The organism is Anaeromyxobacter sp. SG64 (genome assembly GCF_022690745.1).
Classification (GTDB): Bacteria; Myxococcota; Myxococcia; order Myxococcales; family Anaeromyxobacteraceae; genus Anaeromyxobacter; species Anaeromyxobacter soli.
In genome coordinates this window covers 1-17,876 of sequence record NZ_JALCZB010000007.1, presented here as the reverse complement: position 1 = coordinate 17,876, position 17,876 = coordinate 1, and the positions used below count along the sequence as shown (strand labels likewise).

At 74.9% G+C, this 17,876-nt stretch carries 20 protein-coding genes and 1 riboswitch; of the genes, 7 read left to right on the top strand and 13 right to left on the bottom strand.

Features of this window, described 5'->3' with window-relative positions; genetic code table 11:
• Positions 1-7: 7 nt before the first annotated feature.
• A riboswitch (cobalamin riboswitch) is annotated at positions 8-186 on the bottom strand.
• A 112-nt stretch (positions 187-298) separates the two neighbouring features.
• The 4 genes from MNZ29_RS03570 to MNZ29_RS03555 form a co-directional block, all read right to left on the bottom strand.
• Positions 299-619 (bottom strand): helix-hairpin-helix domain-containing protein, encoded by a 321-nt coding sequence (locus MNZ29_RS03570; protein WP_242337797.1) that lies wholly within the window; start codon positions 617-619, stop codon positions 299-301.
• Entirely contained in the window at positions 616-876 is a 261-nt protein-coding gene (locus MNZ29_RS03565) for a hypothetical protein (protein WP_242352873.1), read from the bottom strand. Before MNZ29_RS03565 ends, MNZ29_RS03570 begins: the two co-directional genes overlap by 4 nt.
• A 150-nt stretch (positions 877-1,026) precedes the next feature.
• A complete protein-coding gene (locus MNZ29_RS03560; RefSeq protein ID WP_242352871.1) occupies positions 1,027-1,836 on the bottom strand; it encodes an ABC transporter substrate-binding protein in 810 nt (269 codons plus the stop codon).
• A 161-nt stretch (positions 1,837-1,997) separates the two neighbouring features.
• The gene (locus tag MNZ29_RS03555; protein WP_242337791.1) at positions 1,998-2,309 is read right to left on the bottom strand and encodes a DUF3467 domain-containing protein; all 312 of its coding nucleotides are present in this window, start codon (positions 2,307-2,309) and stop codon (positions 1,998-2,000) included.
• A gap of 101 nt (positions 2,310-2,410) precedes the next feature.
• On the opposite strand from MNZ29_RS03555, the gene MNZ29_RS03550 reads away from it, so the two are divergent.
• Positions 2,411-3,304, top strand: coding sequence for a carboxylesterase (locus MNZ29_RS03550; protein WP_242352869.1), 894 nt, complete (start codon positions 2,411-2,413; stop codon positions 3,302-3,304).
• A 2-nt stretch (positions 3,305-3,306) separates the two neighbouring features.
• A complete protein-coding gene (glpK, locus tag MNZ29_RS03545) occupies positions 3,307-4,785 on the top strand; it encodes a glycerol kinase GlpK (RefSeq protein WP_242352867.1) in 1,479 nt (492 codons plus the stop codon).
• Positions 4,786-4,825: 40 nt separating this feature from the next.
• Here glpK and radA read toward each other — a convergent pair whose 3' ends face one another.
• Positions 4,826-6,211 (bottom strand): DNA repair protein RadA, encoded by a 1,386-nt coding sequence (gene radA, locus MNZ29_RS03540; protein ID WP_242337785.1) that lies wholly within the window; start codon positions 6,209-6,211, stop codon positions 4,826-4,828.
• Between the two features lie 117 nt (positions 6,212-6,328).
• Here radA and MNZ29_RS03535 point away from each other — a divergent pair, with 117 nt between their 5' ends.
• Entirely contained in the window at positions 6,329-6,565 is a 237-nt protein-coding gene (locus tag MNZ29_RS03535; RefSeq protein WP_242337783.1) for a DUF2892 domain-containing protein, read from the top strand.
• A gap of 138 nt (positions 6,566-6,703) precedes the next feature.
• Here the strand turns inward: MNZ29_RS03535 and MNZ29_RS03530 are convergent, their stop codons facing one another.
• Positions 6,704-6,856 (bottom strand): lmo0937 family membrane protein, encoded by a 153-nt coding sequence (locus MNZ29_RS03530; protein WP_242337781.1) that lies wholly within the window; start codon positions 6,854-6,856, stop codon positions 6,704-6,706.
• Between the two features lie 161 nt (positions 6,857-7,017).
• Here MNZ29_RS03530 and bioB point away from each other — a divergent pair, with 161 nt between their 5' ends.
• The 3 genes from bioB to MNZ29_RS03515 all read left to right on the top strand — a co-directional run bounded on the left by bioB (position 7,018) and on the right by MNZ29_RS03515 (position 9,614).
• Positions 7,018-8,127, top strand: a complete 1,110-nt coding sequence (gene bioB, locus MNZ29_RS03525; RefSeq protein WP_242352865.1) for a biotin synthase BioB — start codon at positions 7,018-7,020, stop codon at positions 8,125-8,127.
• 3 nt (positions 8,128-8,130) lie between these two features.
• Positions 8,131-9,309: an 8-amino-7-oxononanoate synthase gene (gene bioF / locus MNZ29_RS03520; RefSeq protein WP_242352863.1), complete on the top strand. Its 1,179-nt coding sequence runs from the start codon at positions 8,131-8,133 to the stop codon at positions 9,307-9,309.
• 65 nt (positions 9,310-9,374) lie between these two features.
• Positions 9,375-9,614 carry a DUF2905 domain-containing protein gene (locus MNZ29_RS03515; protein ID WP_242352860.1) on the top strand — a complete coding sequence of 80 codons (240 nt, stop codon included), beginning with the start codon at positions 9,375-9,377 and terminating at the stop codon, positions 9,612-9,614.
• 9 nt (positions 9,615-9,623) lie between these two features.
• On the opposite strand, the gene MNZ29_RS03510 is transcribed toward MNZ29_RS03515, so the two are convergent.
• The 7 genes from MNZ29_RS03510 to MNZ29_RS03480 all read right to left on the bottom strand — a co-directional run bounded on the left by MNZ29_RS03510 (position 9,624) and on the right by MNZ29_RS03480 (position 16,670).
• Complete coding sequence (locus tag MNZ29_RS03510) at positions 9,624-9,956, bottom strand: hypothetical protein (RefSeq protein WP_242337773.1); 333 nt, start codon at positions 9,954-9,956, stop codon at positions 9,624-9,626.
• A 113-nt stretch (positions 9,957-10,069) separates the two neighbouring features.
• Positions 10,070-10,558, bottom strand: coding sequence for a hypothetical protein (locus MNZ29_RS03505; RefSeq protein ID WP_374110781.1), 489 nt, complete (start codon positions 10,556-10,558; stop codon positions 10,070-10,072).
• 2 nt (positions 10,559-10,560) lie between these two features.
• On the bottom strand, positions 10,561-13,866 hold the full coding sequence (locus MNZ29_RS03500; protein ID WP_242352856.1) for a protein kinase: 3,306 nt from the start codon (positions 13,864-13,866) through the stop codon (positions 10,561-10,563).
• Positions 13,867-13,880: 14 nt separating this feature from the next.
• Positions 13,881-14,450: an RNA polymerase sigma factor gene (locus MNZ29_RS03495; protein ID WP_242341454.1), complete on the bottom strand. Its 570-nt coding sequence runs from the start codon at positions 14,448-14,450 to the stop codon at positions 13,881-13,883.
• 187 nt (positions 14,451-14,637) lie between these two features.
• Positions 14,638-14,868 (bottom strand): hypothetical protein, encoded by a 231-nt coding sequence (locus tag MNZ29_RS03490; RefSeq protein ID WP_242341453.1) that lies wholly within the window; start codon positions 14,866-14,868, stop codon positions 14,638-14,640.
• Positions 14,869-16,080: a threonine ammonia-lyase gene (locus tag MNZ29_RS03485; RefSeq protein ID WP_242341452.1), complete on the bottom strand. Its 1,212-nt coding sequence runs from the start codon at positions 16,078-16,080 to the stop codon at positions 14,869-14,871.
• Between the two features lie 158 nt (positions 16,081-16,238).
• Entirely contained in the window at positions 16,239-16,670 is a 432-nt protein-coding gene (locus MNZ29_RS03480; RefSeq protein WP_242352990.1) for a helix-turn-helix transcriptional regulator, read from the bottom strand.
• Positions 16,671-17,072: 402 nt separating this feature from the next.
• Here MNZ29_RS03480 and MNZ29_RS03475 point away from each other — a divergent pair, with 402 nt between their 5' ends.
• Positions 17,073-17,852 (top strand): GNAT family N-acetyltransferase, encoded by a 780-nt coding sequence (locus MNZ29_RS03475; protein ID WP_242352854.1) that lies wholly within the window; start codon positions 17,073-17,075, stop codon positions 17,850-17,852.
• Positions 17,853-17,876 lie beyond the last annotated feature (24 nt).

The window sequence follows — 17,876 nt, the reverse complement described above, 5'->3', positions numbered from 1 at the left end:
GGCTCGGAGGGAGGTCTCCTGGCTCCCGGGTCGCGGAGGGACGCTCCGCTCGGTACCTCCACCTTCCCACCGCGATTGGGCTGCGGCAGTGGCGACTTCCGAGGCACCTTCACCCGGCTACAGTGGCGGGACCGCGCCGGACTTCGACCGGCTTCCCTGTTCCTCCGTGCCGCTGAATCGAAGCCACGAGTAGCGCCCGCCCGCGCCGGGTGTCAAGCAGGACCCCGCGGGGCGTCGCCGGGGCACCCGGCCGGAGAGTGCATGCGCCGGCCGGGTCCCCGAGCGAATCCGGGTGCCTTCACTTCCGTGCGGTCACCGCAGCGGTGCCGGACGGAGCGGAGCCCACGGCGACGTTCGCCTTCACCTTCGCGAGCCACGCGGGGCCGATCCCCTTCACGACGAGCACGTCCTCCGGCCGGCGGAACGGCTGGCGGGCCCGCTGAGCGACGATCGCCTGGGCGCGCTTCTCTCCGACGCCCGGCAGGCGCATGAGCTCGGCGACGCTCGCGCGGTTGAGGTCGATCCGCTCGCCCGGGCCGAGCGCTCTCTTCGCGGCGAGCGCGGGGCCCGCGAGGAGCAGCACCGCGGCGGCGACCGCGGCGAGGAGGGCCCGCCTCACGGCCGCACCTCGACGGTCTCGAGCCCCACGCGGCGCGGCGCTCCGTTCCCCGCGGGCCGCCCGTCCTCGCGCAGCTCGCGCACCTGGAGCTTGTTCGTCCCGAGGGGCAAGGCGTCGAGCAGGATCGCGATGCTGCCGTCCCTGTTCGTGAACGCGACGCCGATCTTCGGCCACCAGGTCCGCTCGCCGTTCGCGCTGTCGGGGATGGCGTAGACCGCGAGCTTGCGGGCGCCGCCCTTGTCGTTCGTGTCGCTCATCTCTCTCTCCGTTCCGTTCGAGCGCGCGGTCGTGCGCGCGCGCGGCAGGAGAGCAGCGCCTGTGCCGGTCCCAACCCCGCGGGATCCTTTGGACCGTCCACGGAACGGGGGTTCAGGCCCGGCCGCGGCGGCCGCGCGGCGGCCGCGCGCTCACGCGGCGGTCGCGTCGCGCAGCCACGCCGCCGTCTCGACGAACGACGGGCCGTCGTGGATGAGGTTCCGCCCGCGCTCGGTGGTGGACGCGAGCACGCGTGGCGCGACCGCCCGATCCCAGCCGCGCTCGCGCACGAGCGCCTCCGCGTCGATCGGGTGCTCGGGCTCCGAGAACACGATCACCCAGTCCGGCGCGAGGCCCGGCACCTCGTCGAGCTCCGGCGGGGCATACGCGTCCGGCCGATCGCCGTGCACGGGCTCGAGCCCCGCGAGCCAGAGCAGGTCGTGCACGAACGCGCGCCCCCCGGGACGCCGCAGGTGGCGGCCGAACCACAGCTCCGCGTACGCGCGTGGCCGCGGGGAGGGAGCGGAGGCGACGAGCTCGGCGCACGCGCGCTCGAGCCGGTCGCAGAGAGAGCGCGCCGCGGCGAGCCGCCCGGTGAGCGCCCCGAGCGCGACGGTGTTCTCGAGGATGCCGAACCGGCTCTGCGGCACGGGCAGGAGCGCCACCGGGAGCCCCGCCGCCGCGAGCCGGCGCGCCAGCGGGAGCTGCACGCCGTCGGTCGCCACGACGAGCTCGGGGCGGACGGCGCGGATCGCCTCGGGGTCGCCGGAGACGTAGTCGGCGACCACGGGCGCGCCGAGGCCGGGCACGTAGCGCGCGCAGTAGGGCGTGACGCCCACCACCGCGTCGCCCGCGCCGAGCGCGAAGAGCGTCTCGGTGGCGGACGAGACCAGGGAGACGATGCGCCCGGGGCGCTCCGGCAGCTCGAACGTGGTGCCGAGGAGCGGGGAGGAGATCTTCATGGAACTGGCTCCGTGGAGGACCGCCGAGCGAGGCGAGCGCCGGGGCGTCACCGCGTCCGGCGGCGCGGTCATGGGACGCGGCGAGCAAGGGGGCGACGCACGATCACCGAGCGCGGGCAGGGGGTTCAGGACGACGTGGCTCGCCCGGGGTCACACCGCCTTCACGCCACCGCGCCTCCGTGGGGGAAGTGAGGCGTGTCGCCGAGGTCCAGCTCGCCGAAGCGCGCCTCGTACTTCGCGACGTTGTCCTGGATCGCGAGCATGAGCCGCTTCATGTGCTTGGGCGTCGTGATGATCCGCGAGCGGACGGTCGCCTTCGGCGCCTGCGGCTGGATGTAGATGAGGTCGAGGGTGAACTCGGTCTCGGTGTGGTTCACCATCGCCATGTTGACGAACACTCCGTTCGCCGTGACGGGGTCGATCTCGAGCTGGAGCTGGATCGCGTGCGGCGGGACGCCGGGCTTGTCGGACATGCCGCGGTGTTAGCATGCCGGCGCCGGGAGCGCTGCCTGGACGGGGCCGTCGCACCGGGAGCATTGAAACGTAGCCCGTCCAGGGGTAAGCGATCGTTCGGTTGGCACGCACGGGCATCGAGCACGGGAGGGAGTTCGAGCTGCGCGGCGGCCCGGACGCCGTCCTGCTCCTGCACGGGCTCACTGGCTCCACCTTCGAGATGCACGTCGTGGCGCGCCGCCTCGCCGACACCGGCATGCGCTGCCTCGCGCCGGTCATGGCGGGGCACGGCGGCGACCCCCGGGACCTGCTCGGCGTGCCGTGGTCGGAGTGGGTCGCGAAGGCGCGCCGCGAGCTCGGCCGGCTCGAGGGCGCGCGGCGCACGTTCGTGGTCGGCTGCTCGATGGGCGCGCTCGTCGCCTGCGCGCTCGCCCACGATCACCCGGAGCGCGTCGACGGCCTCGTCCTCCTCGCCCCCGCGCTCGAGCTCCAGCTCCACGGCCGCCTCGGCGCCTTGCTGGCGCGGCTCGGGCCGATCTCGCGGATCGTCGTCCCAAAGGAGGCGGGCTCGGACGTCCGCGATCCCGAGATGCGCGAGCGCAACCGCGCCCCGACCCTCGGCGGCGTGCCGCTCGGCGCGGTCGCGGAGCTCGCCGCGCTCGCCGCGCACGTGGACCGCCAGCTTCCGGGCATCGCCGCGCCCGCGCTGGTCGTCGCCGGGGCGCGCGATCACACCGTCACCGTCGGCGGGGCCCGGCGGATCGCGCGGCGCATCGGGAGCGGGCCGGCCGAGCTCGTGGTCCTCGAGGACAGCTGGCACCTCGTCGGGATCGACGTGGAGCGCGATCTCTGCGCCGACGTGACCGCGCGCTTCCTGACGAGCCTCCCCGTGCCGGGGGCGCGCGCCACGCCGGAGCCGGGGCGGAGGACGCGCGGCGACGACGGCGCCCGGGCGCGGGAGCGGAGCGGCGGCACGAGGCGACGCGGGCCGGGGTGGCGCCCGCGCGCGAGGTGAGCATGGCTTCCTACGTGATGGCGATCGACCAGGGGACGACCGGGACGACCGTCCTCGTCCTCGACAAGCGGCTCGGGCTCCGCGCGCGGGTGAACCAGGAGTTCCGGCAGATCTTCCCGAAGCCGGGCTGGGTGGAGCACGATCTCGACGACATCTGGGGCTCGACGATCGCGACGGTCCAGCGCGCGCTGCGCGAGGCGGGCCTCACCGGTCGGGACATCGCCGCGATCGGGATCACGAACCAGCGCGAGACGACCGCGGCCTGGGATCGGATCTCGGGGCGCGCGCTGCACCACGCCATCGTCTGGCAGGACCGGCGCACCACCGACGTGTGCGCCTTGCTCAAGGCGGAGGGGCACGAGCCGCGGGTGCGCGAGAAGACCGGGCTCGTCATCGATCCCTACTTCTCCGCGACCAAGATGCGCTGGCTCCTCGACAACGTCCGCGGCCTGCGCGAGCGGGCGGACTCGGGCGCGGCGGCGTTCGGGACGATCGACAGCTACCTCGTCTGGCGCCTCACGAACGGCGCCACCCACGTGACGGACGTGTCGAACGCGAGCCGCACGCTGCTCATGGACCTGCGCACGCGCGCGTGGGACCGCGAGCTCCTGGACCTGTTCGGCGTGCCGCGCAACGTCCTGCCCGAGATCGTCCCCTCCTCGCACGTGTACGGCGTCACGCGGAACGTGAAGGTCCTGCCGGACGGGATCCCGGTCGCGGGCATGGCGGGCGACCAGCAGGCGGCGCTGTTCGGCCAGGCGTGCTTCCAGCCCGGCGAGGCGAAGTGCACCTACGGCACGGGCGCGTTCCTGCTCCAGAACATCGGGAAGGACCCCCTCCTGTCGTCGCGCGGCCTCCTCACCACCGTCGCCTGGGACGTCGCCGGCGAGGTGACCTACGCGCTCGAGGGCTCCTCCTTCATCGCGGGGGCCGCCGTGCAGTGGCTGCGGGATGGGCTCGGCCTGTTCAAGAAGACGCCGGACGTCGAGGTGCTCGCGAGGCAGGTGAAGGACACGGGCGACCTCGTGTTCGTCCCGGCGCTCGCCGGGCTCGGCGCGCCGCACTGGCGCCCCGAGGCCCGCGGCGTCATCCGCGGCATCGACCGGGGCGTCACCGCCGCGCACCTCGCCCGCGCCACGCTCGAGGGCATCGCGTTCCTCATCTACGATCTCGCCGAGGCGATGCGGGCCGAGGCGGGCAAGGCCTACCCGGTCTTCAAGGTGGACGGCGGCGCCTCGCAGAACGACCTGCTCATGCAGTTCCAGGCGGACCTGCTCGACGTGCCCGTCGAGCGCCCGCGCATGATCGACACCACCGCCCTCGGCGCCGCGTTCCTCGCCGGCCTCGCGACCGGGTTCTGGAAGGATCGCGAGGAGATCCGCAAGGCGTGGAAGGTCGGCAAGCGCTTCGACCCGAGGATGAAGCCGGTCGAGCGCGAGGGGCATCTCGCGAAGTGGCGAAAGGCAGTCCAGTCGGCCTGAGTCGGCGCACGATCCCGGGCTGCTGCGCTGGGCGCGGCGGTCACCCCAACCGATCGAGCGCGTCCGCGACGGTGTCCACCCCGACGATCTCGATCCCCGCCGGCACCTCGGCGTGCCGCGCGCTCGCGGCCGGGATGATGGCTCGCTCGAAGCCGAGCCGCGCCGCCTCGGCGAGGCGGATCTCGGGCTGGGAGACGGCGCGGACCTCACCCGCGAGGCCGACCTCGCCGAGCACGAGCGTCCGCCGCGGCAGCGCGCGATCGCGGAAGCTCGAGGCGAGCGCGGCCACGGCGGCGAGATCCGCGGCGGGATCGTCCACCGACAGCCCCCCGGCGACGTTCACGAAGAGATCGCAGCCCAGGATCTCCATCCCGACCTTCTTCTCGAGCACCGCCGCGAGGAGGGCCACCCGGTTCGAGTCGATCCCGAGCGCCGTGCGGCGGGGGGTGCCGAAGCCGGTCGGCGCGACGAGCGCCTGGATCTCGACGAGCAGGGTGCGCGTCCCGTTCAGCACCGCGGCCACGGCGCTGCCCGGCGCGTCCTCGGGGCGCTCGGCGAGGAACAGCGCCGACGGGTTCGTGACCTCGGCGAGCCCGCCGGCCTTCATCTCGAACACGCCGATCTCGCTCGCCGAGCCGAAGCGGTTCTTGTGCGCCCGCAGCACGCGGTACGGGTGCGCGCCCCCGCCCTCGAAGTACAGGACGGTGTCGACCATGTGCTCGAGGACGCGCGGGCCGGCGATGGCGCCGTCCTTCGTCACGTGCCCCACGAGGAAGACCGGCGTCTCGCTCGTCTTGGCGTACGCCATGAACCGCGCTGCGACCTCGCGGATCTGCGTCACCGTGCCGGGCGCGCTCTGCAGCTCGGGCAGGTACTGCGTCTGGATGGAGTCCACCGCCACCGCGGCGGGCGCGAGCGCCTCTGCCGCGTGCAGCACCTTCTGGGCGTCGGTCTCGGCGAGCACGCGGAGGTTCGGGGCACCGACCCCCAGCCGATCGGCGCGGAGCTTCACCTGGCGCGCCGACTCCTCGCCCGAGACGTACAGCACCGGCCGGTCCGGGGTGGCGCGCGCGAGGCGGTCGAGCGCCGCGAGGAGCAGGGTGGACTTGCCGATGCCGGGGTCTCCGCCGAGCAGGACGAGCGCACCCGGGACGACGCCGCCGCCGAGCACGCGGTCGAGCTCTCCGATGCCGGTCCGCTGCCGGTCCTCCTCCCGCGCCTCGACCTCCGCGAGCGAGATCGGCCTCGCGGAGCTGGCGACCCCCCACCCGCGCGGCGACGCACCCCTCGGCTCCGGCGCGGCGACCTCCTCCTGCATCGTGTTCCACTGCTTGCAGGCCGGGCACTGGCCGAGCCACTTCGGGCTCGTCTGGCCGCACTCGGCACAGGCGTAGACGGTCTTCGCCTTCGGGGCGGGGCGGGCCATGCGCACCGTTAGCACGCGGCTCTGACCGCGTCGGGGCGGCGGGGCGAACCCTTTCGGCGTCGCTCCGTCTCCGACCCCCGTGGCGTCCACCCGAGGTCGCCCGGGAGTCCACCTGAGATGACCGTAGATCGCGCCGTCCGCGTCCTCGCGGGAACCTTCGTCCTTCTTTCCCTCGCCCTGGGCGTCGAGGCGAGCCCGCTCTTCGTCTCGGCCCGCTTCCTGTGGTTCACGGCCTTCGTCGGCCTGAACCTCGTGCAGAGCGCCTTCTCGGGGTTCTGCCCGGCGGAGATGATCCTGAGGAAGGCCGGGCTGCCCGACCGGGAGCCGGAGACGCTCGCGCAGCCGCGCGCGTGAGCACCGCGCGGTCGCGACGGTTTCGTCGCGGCGCGTCACGCTCCGTCGAATGGCGCGGCGCTGGCTCGCCTGGCCGGCGGGCGACCGGCAGGAACGACGCGGCGGCGCCGTCCGTACGGGACGACGCCGCCGCCAGCGTCAGACCGCAGCGGAACCGCGGCGCATCACAGCGAAGATGAGCGAGATGACCGCGAGGATGAGCAGCAGGTGAATCCACCAGCCCAGCGTCGCGCCGGAGACCATGCCGATGGCCCACAGCACGACGAGCAGGATCGTGATCGTCCAGAGCATTGTTTCCCTCCCGATCGAGAAGCTAGCCACTGCTCCGGGGCCGACGCAGCCGGCGGCTCCGCTCCGCCGGGCCGCGGGGGGAGGTCGGCGCGGCGCGTCGTAAACCCCTGCCTGACCGGTCGGTTGACGAGCGGATCGGCGGCCTCTATCGTGCGGCTCCCATGTGCGAGACCGCCAAGACCACGCTCCCGCCCGGCATCACGCCCATCGGCGCCGACGAGGCGCGCACGCTCATCCGCCACACCTCCGGCCCTGCGCTCGAGGCGCTGCTCGATCGCGCCGAGGCCGTGCGCCGCGCCGTCCACGGCGACGAGGTGGCGCTCTGCGGCATCACGAACGCGAAGAGCGGCCGCTGCCCCGAGAACTGCGGGTTCTGCTCGCAGTCGGCGCACTTCCCCGCGGCGGACGCGCCGGTCTACCCGCTCGTCCCGGCCGAGGAGATCGTGGCCCAGGCGAAGGCCGCGGAGCGCGCCGGCGCGCGCGAGTTCTCGATCGTGACCTCCGGCACGCGCGTCGCGAAGGAGAGCGAGCTCGCGACGATCGAGGAGGCGGTGCGGAAGCTGCGCGCCGAGACGGCGGTGGAGCCGTGCGCGTCGCTCGGCCTCGTGCGCGAGCCGGAGCTCGTCCGGCTCAAGGCCGCCGGGCTCATGCACTACCATCACAACCTCGAGACGGCGCGCAGCTTCTTCGAGAACGTCTGCACCACGCACACCTACGACGAGCAGCTCGAGACCATCCGCGCCGCGAAGCGGCAGGGCCTGCAGCTGTGCTCGGGCGGCATCCTCGGGATGGGCGAGACCCCCGAGCAGCGCGTCGAGCTCGCCGAGACCATCCGCGAGCTCGGCGTCGACTGCGTGCCGATGAACTTCCTGAACCCGCGGCCCGGCACGCCGATGGAGCACGTGAGCGCGATCACCGCGGAGGAGTGCCTCGCCGCGATCGCGGTGTTCCGCCTCATGATGCCGGCCGCGCACATCTTCGTGATGGGCGGCCGCGAGGTGAACCTCGGCGTCCACCAGCACCTCATCTTCCGGGCCGGCGCGAACGGCACCATGGTCGGCAACTACCTCACGAGTGCGGGGCGCGGTCCGGGCGAGACGGTGGAGATGGTGGAGGCCCAGGGGCTCTCGCTCCGGGCGCCCGACACCGGCCGGGCCTGGTCGTTCGACGGGACGGTCCCGGCCGACGCCGAGTGGAACCGCCGCGCCGCCGAGCCGGGCGGGAAGCGGGCGCTGCCCGTCGTCGGCGCGCCGCGCGGCGGCTGCGCGTAGCCGATGGGGCGCGCCTCGCTCGACTGGATCGATCGCGAGCTCGAGGCGCTCGAGACGAGGGGGCTCCGCCGCGCGCTCGAGCCGATCGGCTCGCCCCAGGGGCCGGAGGTGGAGCTCGGCGGCCGCCGCCTCGTGAACCTCTGCTCGAACGACTACCTCGCGCTCGCGGCCGACCCGCGCCTCAGGCGCGCCGCCGCGGACGCGGCCGAGCGCGAGGGGGCGGGGAGCGGCGCCTCGCGCCTCGTCGCCGGCGATCTCCCGGTGCACGGCGCGCTCGAGCGGGCGCTCGCGGCGCACGCCGGGGCGGAGGCCGCGCTCCTGTTCGGCTCCGGCTACCACGCGAACGCGGGCGTCCCCCCGGCGCTGGTCGGACGCGACGACGCGGTCTTCTCCGACGTGCTGAACCACGCGTCCATCGTCGACGGCTGCCTCCTGTCACGCGCGGAGCTCGTGCGCTACCGGCACTGCGACGTCCAGGAGCTCGCGGACCTGCTCGCGCGCTCGCGCGCGCGGCGCAAGCTCGTCGTCACCGACGCGATCTTCTCCATGGACGGCGACGCCGCGCCGCTCCGTGAGCTCGCCGAGCTCTGCGACCGGCACGGCGCGATGCTCTACGTGGACGAGGCGCACGCGGAGGGCGTGCTCGGGCCGCGGGGCGGCGGGCTGGCCGAGGCGCTCGGGATCGCCCACCGCGTCGACGTGCACATGGGGACGCTCGGCAAGGCGCTCGGCGCGGCCGGCGCGTTCGTGGCCGGGGAGCGGCGGCTCGTCGATCTGCTGATCACCCGCGCGCGGACGTTCGTGTTCACCACGGCCCCCGCGCCCGCGGCGTCGGCCGCCGCGCTCGCCGCGCTCGGGATCGTCGCGTCGGAGCCGGAGCGCAGGGAGCGGCTCGGGGCGCTCGTCGCGCGCATGAAGGCCGGCCTGGCCCGGCTCGGCTTCGACGTGGCGCGCGTGGTCGCGCCGATCTTCCCCGTGATCCTCGGGGACGAGGCCCGGGCCGTCGCCGCGTCCCAGGCGCTCCGCGAGCGCGGCTTCTACGTGCGCGCGATCCGCCCGCCCACGGTGCCGCGCGGCACGAGCCGGCTGCGCGTCACGCTGACCGCAGGGCACACGGAGGCGCAGGTGGACGCCTTCCTCGTCGCGCTCGCAGAGGTGATCCCCCTAGCCGCGAAGGGCTGAGCCGAACCGGGGTCCCCGTCGGCTCACCCTTCGCGACACGCTCTCGCCTCCGCTAGGATGGGTGCATGGCAGCGGGTGGCCTCGGGGGCCTCGGCCGGATGCTCGTCCTCGCCGGCGCGATCATCGCGCTCGCCGGGGTCCTCCTCATCCTCGCCGAGCGCTTCCCCGGGCTTCGCCTCGGACGGCTGCCGGGCGACGTCTCGCTGGAGCGGGACGGCTTCCGCCTCTACCTCCCGCTCGGCACGTCGATCGTCCTGTCGATCCTCCTCACGCTGCTGCTCTGGCTCCTCGGTCGACGAGGCTGACCGTCCGCGTCACGGCGCCTGGCAGAGCGCGGGCGGCGTGTGGACCTGCAGCGTGGCGGGCGTGACGACAGCCGCCGCTCGGTCTCGCTGAGCGGTGGCCGGCGGCGTCCGCGCGCGGCGCGGCGCGTCGGTCTGCTGCGCGGCGCGCGCAGCGAGGACGTGGGCGTAGGCATCGCGTCGCGCCTCGACCCCGTACAGCCATTCGGCGCTGGACTTCGTGGGCACCAGGTCGGTCGCGAAGGCGACGGCGATACCGAGCCAGAGAGCGATCGTGACGAACCCGGCGAGACGCCGCCTGCGCGGCAACCCGGCAAAGAGGACTTCCTGCTTCTCGCGCGTCATTTTCCGCTCCTCCAGAGGGCGCTGCCACCACCCAATGATCTAGAGCAGCGAGAAGCAGTCTCGTGACGCGCGCCGGCGCGGTCCCTGGGGGGCCCACCGCAGGGCCAGGGGTATCACCGGAGGCGCGCGTAGCCCACGAGCGTCTGTAGCTCGAAGGGACTCCCCTTACCGACTTCACCTGACGCACAGCTCGTGAACGTGCCGTGGCCGACCGCGCGCGCGTACGCGCCCGTGCCGCCCACGACCGTCCAGCGCCCGAACAGCGCCGGGAAGCGCGGCACCTTCGCGGTGCGCTGCACGCGGAGGACGAGCGTCCCGCGCGCGCCCTCGAGCACGCGCTCCACCGTCGCCTGCGACGCGAACCCGCCGTCGTCCCGCGCCGTCCCCTCGTCGAGGAGGTCGCCGGAGATCGTCTCGAGCCGGAACTTGCCGGTGTACTGCCAGGGCGGGAACGTGACGCGGACCTCGACGCGCTCGGCGCCGGCCGGCGGTGGCTCCGGAGCGGGGGGCGGGAGCCGCGGTGGCGTGGGCGCGTCGGCGTGCGCGGGCGCGGCGGCGAGCGCGGCCACGAGGGAGAGGGCGGCGAGGGCGCGGGCGTTCACGGTCATCCTCCCCGCGCCGAGGTCGGCGGCGGAAGGCCGGCGCCCGGCTCTCCCTCAGGAGGCCGGTGGGGCTCGGGCGCCCGCCCGTGGCGCTGCTCGCACGCGGCGGCCCGGCGCTCCGCCTCCGCCGCGCTCTCCCCGAGGATCTGGACCCGGTGCGCCACCGGCAGGCACGCCGTCGTCGAGGCGCGAAGGAGGGCGAGCACGCGTCCCCACGAGACGGTCCACACGCGCGCGGTGCCGTCGACCGAGGCCGTCGCGAGCTCGGTGCCGTCCGGGCTGAACGCCGCGTGCCCCACGCTGCCGTCGTGGCCGCGCAGGATGAGCGGCTCGCCGGTGCCCGAGGCCGGGTAGACGCGCACGATGCCGTCGTGCGAGGTGAGCGCGATGCGGTCGCCGTCCGGGCTCGCCGCCGCGGAGAAGAGCCCCTCCGGCAGCGCCGCGATGGGCGGCAGCTCCTCGAGCGGCTCGAGCCGGTACACGTGCAGCGGCCCGTTCTCCTCGGCGACGAGCAGGCGCGTCCCGTCGGGCGTCACCGTCGCGCGGAAGACGCTCCGCTCCGCGCGGATGACGCTCGCCGGGGAGCCGTCCACCGGCCAGATGCGGACGGTGGCGTCGAGCTGCGAGGCCGAGACCACGAACTTGCCGTCCGGCGTCCAGCACACCGAGGTGATGCCCTTCTCGTGGCCGTACAGCACGAGCGGCTCGCCGTCTCCGTCGGCGGGCCAGATGCGCACGGTCCCGTCGAGCGAGGCGCTCGCGATGCGGGTGCCGTCGGGGCTGAACGCCGCCGAGAGGACCGAGCTCGTGTGGCCGCGCAGCTCGCGGAGCAGTCGCCCGTCGCGGGCGTCCCAGAGCCGTACCGTCCCGTCCTCCGACGCCGTCACGAGCCGCCGCTCGTCGCGATCCAGGTCCGCCGAGTGCAGCACCCGACCCGGGTCGGAGATGACGAGGGGCGCGCCGTCCCCGTGGATGGGCCAGATCCGCGCCGTGCCGTCGTGCCCGGCGGTGACGATGCGCGTGCCGTCGCGCGTCCACTCGACGGTGTCCACGAGCTCGCCGTGCCCGCGGAGGACGCCGCGCTCCCGCGGGTCCTCGGCCTTCCAGACGCGGATCGTCCGATCCTTCCCGCGCGTGAAGATGCGCGATCCGTCGGGAGAGAACGCCGCCTCGAAGGCCGTGTGGCCGCGGAGCACGAGCGGCGTGCCCTCGCCGTCGGCCGCCCACACCCGCGCGGTGCCGTCCGCGCCGACGGTGAGGACGTGCGCGCCGTCGGGGCTGAAGCGCGCGTCGATGACCGCGCCGCGGTGGCCGCGCAGGCGCACCTGCTGGGCGGGCGCGGAGACCGGGTGGATCCGCGCGGACCCGTCCTGCGAGGCGATCACGATCCGCCGCGAGTCGGGGCTGAACGCGACGGAGGAGAGCGGCGCGCCCGCCGCGCCGAACGCCGCGCGGGGCGTGCCGCCGTCGGAGAAGAGGCGCGCCACCCCGTCCTCGGAGGCCGTGGCGATCGCGCCGCCGTCGGGGGCCCAGGCGAGCGCGAAGATCGCACCGCCGGGCAGGGTCACGCGCGCGAGCAGCGCGCCCGAGCGCGTGTCGAACACGCGCAGGTGCCCGTCTCCGCCGCCGGTGGCGAGCCGCGCGCCGTCCGGTGCGTAGGCGAGGGTCAGCACCGCCCCGTCGTGGACGAGCGGGCGCGCCGGCCGCGCGCCGTCGAGCGGGACGATCCACGCGCGCCCGTCGAGCGCGCCGACCGCGGCGGATCGGCCGTCGAGCGCGACCGCCAGCGCCGCGTGCGGGCTCGAGCCGGCGGCCAGCACGAGCGGCCTCCCGCTCCCGTCCGCGCGGAACACCCTCAGCTCGCCGTCGTGCGTCCCCACGACGACGCGCGACCCGTCGGGCGTGAAGGCGAGCGCGGTCGTGTGCAGGCCCGGGGCGGTGAGCACCCGCGCGCCCCCGGTGCCGTCCGCGTTCCAGAAGGCCACGCCCGCCGCCGGGGCGCCGCCGCCGGTCGCCTCCGCCGAGCCGACCCCCACGGCGACCTTTCTGCCGTCGGGGCTCACCGCGAGCCCGAGGCCGCCCGGCGGGTGGTCGAGCACGGCGACGGGGATCGGCTCCGACAGGATCCGCTGCGCGATCTCGAGCGCGCGGGCGGGCGGATCCTCGCCGAGCTCGGTCATGAGGAGCGCCGCGGCGAGCGGGTCGGAGGCGCCCTCCGCCGCGCTCGCGATGCGGGAGGCGCGCAGGGCGCGCTCGGCCTCGCCGCGCGCCCGGAGCGCGAGCGCCGCCGCGCCCGACGCCGCCGCGATCGTGATCGTGCCGAGCACCGCCGCGACGCGGCGCAGCCGGCGGTGACGCAGCGCCCGGGAGGCGGCGGCGGCCCGCTCGGTGTACGCCTCCTCCACGCGCTGCAGCGCGGCGAGGAGGGCGCTCGCGCTCTGGGGGCGCCCGGCGGGATCCTTCGAGAGGGCGCTCGCGAGCAGCGCGGGGAGCTCGGGCGGCGCGTCGTGCAGGGGGAGCGGCGGCGGCGGGCCGGGATCGAGGGCCGCGCTCCGGCCCTCGACCTGCGGGAACGGGAGCCGTCCGGCGAGCATCTGGAAGAGCATCACCGCGGCGCTGAACACGTCGGCACGCGCGTCGCCGGGCTCTCCCCGGAGCTGCTCCGGCGCCATGTAGGCCGGCGTGCCGCCCGCGAGGCTCGCGCGATCGAGGAGGCGGGCGAGGCCGAAGTCGAGGATCTTCAGGCCGCCCTCGTCGGTGAGGAAGACGTTGCCCGGCGTGAGGTCCCGGTGGACGACGCCGTTCGCGTGGGCGTGCACGAGCCCGCGCGCGACGTCGCGCGCGAACCGCACCGCCTCGAGCGGCGCCAGCGCGCCGCGGCGGATCCGCTGCTGGAGGGTCTCTCCGCGGAGGAGCTCGAGGATGAGGTACGGCGTGCCCTCGTGGATCCCGTAATCGTGCAGCGTGACGACGTTCGGGTGGTTGAGCCGGGCGGCCGCCTCGGCCTCCTCGCGGAGCGGCTTCTCGAGCAGCGCCGGCTGCGCGAGCGACGGGCGCATGGCCTTGAACGCGACGAGTCGCCCGAGCTCCGTGTCTCGCGCCTCGAAGACCACGCCGAAGCCGCCGCGCCCCACCTCGCGGAGGAGCTCGAACCTCCCGATCCGCTGGCCCGCCACGATCGGACGGGCGAGGTCGCCGGGATCGCGCGCAGGCGCGCTCGCGAGCTCCATGAGCAGGGAGGACAGAGCCTCGCCGTCCCCCGCCAGCTCCGGGGAGGTGGGGCGCCGCGGGTGGATCCCGTCGTCCATGCGCTCCCGCGCTCCTACTCGAGGAGCCCCTCCTCGCGTGCCATCCGGGCGAGCCGCTCCTTGAGGCGCTCGAACCGCTTGCGGAGCGCCGGCTCGTCCACGCCCTCACCCTCCTCCGCGAGGACGGTCGCGACCTCCCGCCAGGACAGGCCGCGATCGAGCCGGAGCACGAGCAGCGTCTGCTCGTCGGGCGAGAGGCGCGCGCGAAGGAGGTCGATGCCGCGCTGCCGCGCCTCGCGCTGCCCGAGGAGGACGCTCGAGCGCACCTCCTCCGCGATGCGCGACAGCTCCGTGGTCTCCAGGCGCCTGCCGCGCTGCCGGTACGGATCGCGCAGGTGGCGCGCCGCGGCGTGCCAGGCGAGCCGGTACGCCCAGACGCGCACCGGGCACTCGCCGCGGAACCCGGGGAGCCCGCGCCAGAGATCCTCGGTGAACTGGGAGAAGACCTCGGCCGCGTCCGCGTCGTTGCGCAGGATCGAGGTGAGGTACCCCAGGATCTGGGGGCCGTAGTCGCGGACGACCGCCTCCGCGCCGGCCTGGAGCTCTCCGTCCTCGATGAGCGCCCCAGCGCGGTCGTCCCTCATGCGCGCGGACCTCCCTGCCGGCTCCCACCTCCGGGGCACGGCTACCAGGCCGGGATCATGACCGACCGGACGGATCCGTTCAACGCACACGAGGCTGCCCAATTTCGTCCTCCGCGGGTCGCCCCCGCAGCGCGGGCGAGGGCTCCCCCGGAGCGAGGCGCGGGCGGGGACGACGTGACGTGCCGTTTCAGCGCGCGTGCTCGCGCGCGTGCTCCTGCAGCTCGCCCACGGCGTCCCTGGCGCGCGCCTCGGGCGAGCGATCGGTCCACATCCGCACGAGGAGGCCAGCGCCGAACCCCACGATCGCGGCCACGATCGCGCCGATGAGGAGCGTGCGCGCCCGCTGCCGCCGGTGCGCGTCCGCCACGATCGCGTCCGCCCGCGCCTCGCCCCCCCTGCGATCCCGCCGCCTCGCCATCTACAGCCCCATGCGCTGCACCTGGTAGCCCCGCTCGCGCAGCGCGGTGAGGAGCTCCTCGACGTGCTCGGGCCCGCGCGTCTCGAGCGTGAGCTGGAGGGTGGTGTCGCCGAACCGGTAGGCGAACGCGCGCGTGTGGTGGACCTCGATCACGTTCGCGCGGTGGTGGGCGACGATCGAGGACACCTTCGCGAGCTGGCCTGGCTTGTCCTGGAGCGCGACGCTGATGCGGACGAGCCGGCCGTCCTTCACGAGGCCGCGCTCGATCACCCGGGCGACGAGGTTCACGTCGATGTTGCCGCCCGAGACGATCGCGACGACGTTGCGGCCCTCGACGCCGCGCAGCTTCCGCTGCATCAGCGCGGCGACCGTGACGGCGCCGGCGCCCTCGGCGACCGTCTTCTCGCGCTCGAGGAGGTACAGGATCGCGCTCGCGATCTCCTCCTCGGAGACGGTGACGATGTCGTCCACGTAGCGCTTCACGTGGTCGAGGGTGAGCTCGCCCGCGCGCTTCACGGCGATGCCGTCGGCGATGGTGTTCGCCGGCTCGAGCGTCACGGGCTTGCCCGCGTCGATCGCCGCGATCATGCAGGGCAGGGCCTCGGTCTCGACGCCGACGACGCGCACGCCCGGACGGCGCTCCTTCGCCGCCACCGCCACGCCGGACACGAGCCCGCCGCCGCCGATCGGGACGACGATCGTCTCGACCTCCGGATCCTGATCGAGGATCTCGAGGCCGATCGTCCCCTGGCCCGCGATGATGGCGGGGTCGTCGAACGGGTGGACGAACGTGAGCCCCTCGACCTGCTCGAGCCTCCGCGCCTCCGCGTACGCCTCGTCGTAGTTCGCGCCGTGGAGGACGATCCGCGCGCCGTGCGCGCGGGTGTTCGCGACCTTCGTGATGGGCGTCGTCTCCGGCATCACGATGGTCGCCTTCACGCCCAGCCGGCCGGCGTGGTACGCGACCGCCTGCGCGTGGTTGCCCGCGCTCGCCGCGATGAGACCGAGATCGCGCTCCGCCGGCGAGAGCAGGAGGAGCTTGTTCAGCGCCCCGCGCTCCTTGTAGGCGCCGGTCATCTGCAGGTTCTCGAGCTTGAGGTGGGCGCTCGTGCCGGTCAGCCGGGAGAGCGTCTCGCTGCGGGCGCAGGGCGAGACGTAGATGCGATCCCGGATCCGGCCGAGCGCAGCCTGGACGTCCTGGAGCGTGATCATGTGGGAGGGTGACGCTACCCCCCGCGGGCGATCGATCGCAAGGCCGGGGGCGCGCGGCGGGCCTGCGCGTCGGCCGTGAGGCCAGCGGCGGGCTCGGCGGTGACGGAGGCGGCGCGCCGCCGTCGCCGGGCTTCGGCGAACGGCGTGCGCCGCGCCGCCTAGTGCTGGACCAGGCGGCGGGCCAGCTCGACGCGGTTCCGGACGCCGAGCTTGTCGAAGATCGTCTTGAGGTGGCTCTTCACGGTCTGCGAGGCGATCCCGAGCCGCTCCGCGACCTCGCGCGACCGCAGCCCGTCGGCGACGAGCAGGGCGACCTCGCGTTCACGCTGGGTGAGCCCATCGCCCGGAGAGGCTTGCACGGGCTCGGGCCCGATCTGCACCGGCTCCGGCAGCGGCTCCCGCCAGAGGTGCAGCTGCGTCTTGCCCTTCCCGACCGCGGTGACCTCGATCCGGAGCCGCTCGCCGTGGCCCTCCATCACGAGCGTGCGGCGGATCCCCGGCGGCCCTTGCTGCGCCCCGTCGGTGAGGCCTCGGAGCTCGCTCGGAATGGTTGCGCCGTCGGTGGCCTCCGGGAAGAACACGCGTAGCATGTCCTCCGCTTGACGGTCGCAGCGGAGCATGGCGTCGCCCTCGCAATGAGCCGCGGCGCCCCGCGGTGCGGGGACGCGAACGTTCGCGCGCATCATGGCACTGCACCCCCTGTCGTCTCTGTGGAGACAGGTCCCACATACTACAGGCTTGAAAACAACAGGTCACCCGACGCGGGCCGCTCGAAAGCTAATTTGGGTTTTCGCCTGCCAGATCAGGGGCCTTCGTGTCCGGTGACCCAAGGACTCTGCGCGGGTTCACCGCAGGCACCGACCGTGGGTACGGGCGAGCGCAGCGTGCGATCTGCCGCAGCCGGGGAGACGCTCCGTGACCGCGGAGGTCGAGCGGGCGAGCGGCCGCGAACGCGCTGGACACGCTCGGGATCCGCGCGGAGACTCGAAGCCATGCCCTTCCCCGACCTGCGCGAGCTCGCCCGGCGCATCGAACGCGCCGAGGCGGAGCAGCTCGCGCGGACCGGCGAGCCGGGGCCGAGCGGAGCGCTCGAGCTCGGGGGCGGGCTCGCCGTCTCCAAGGGGCAGGGCTCGCCGTTCTCGGCGGCGCTCGGCGTGGGCCTCGCGGGCACGGTGACCGCCGCGGAGGTCGACCGCATCGAGGCGCACCTCGGGAGCGGCGGTGGCGCGATCCGGATCGAGATCGCCGCGCCGGCCGATGCGTCGCTCCGCGCGGAGCTGGCGCGGCGCGGCTATCGCATCGAGCGGTTCCACCAGATCTGGTTCCGCGCGCCCACGCCGCTCCCGGAGGCGCCCACCGTGGAGGTCCGGCCGATCCGGCGGGAGGAGGAGCGCGCCTGGGCCGAGACCTTCGCCGTGGCGTACTTCGGGCGGATGCCGCAGTACGCCTCCATGATCGAGGGGCTCCTGACGATGCCCCGGGCCCCGGGCAACGTCGCGTTCGGCGCGTTCGAGCGCGGCACGCTCGCGGGGGTCGCGCTCGCCTCCGCGCACCGCGGCGTGGCGACGCTGTCGGGCGCCGGCGTCGTGCCCGAGCGGCGCGGGGGCGGCCTCCAGCTCGCGCTCGTGCGCGCGCGGCTCGCGTGGGCGGCCGCGCTGGGGTGCGATCTCGCCGCCTCCGCGACCGAGCCCGGGACGGCCTCGCAGCGGACGCTCGAGAAGGCGGGCTTCCGCTGCGCGTACCCGCGGGCCGTGCTGGTGAGGGAGCGATGAGCGCCGCGCGCGGGATCGCGCTCG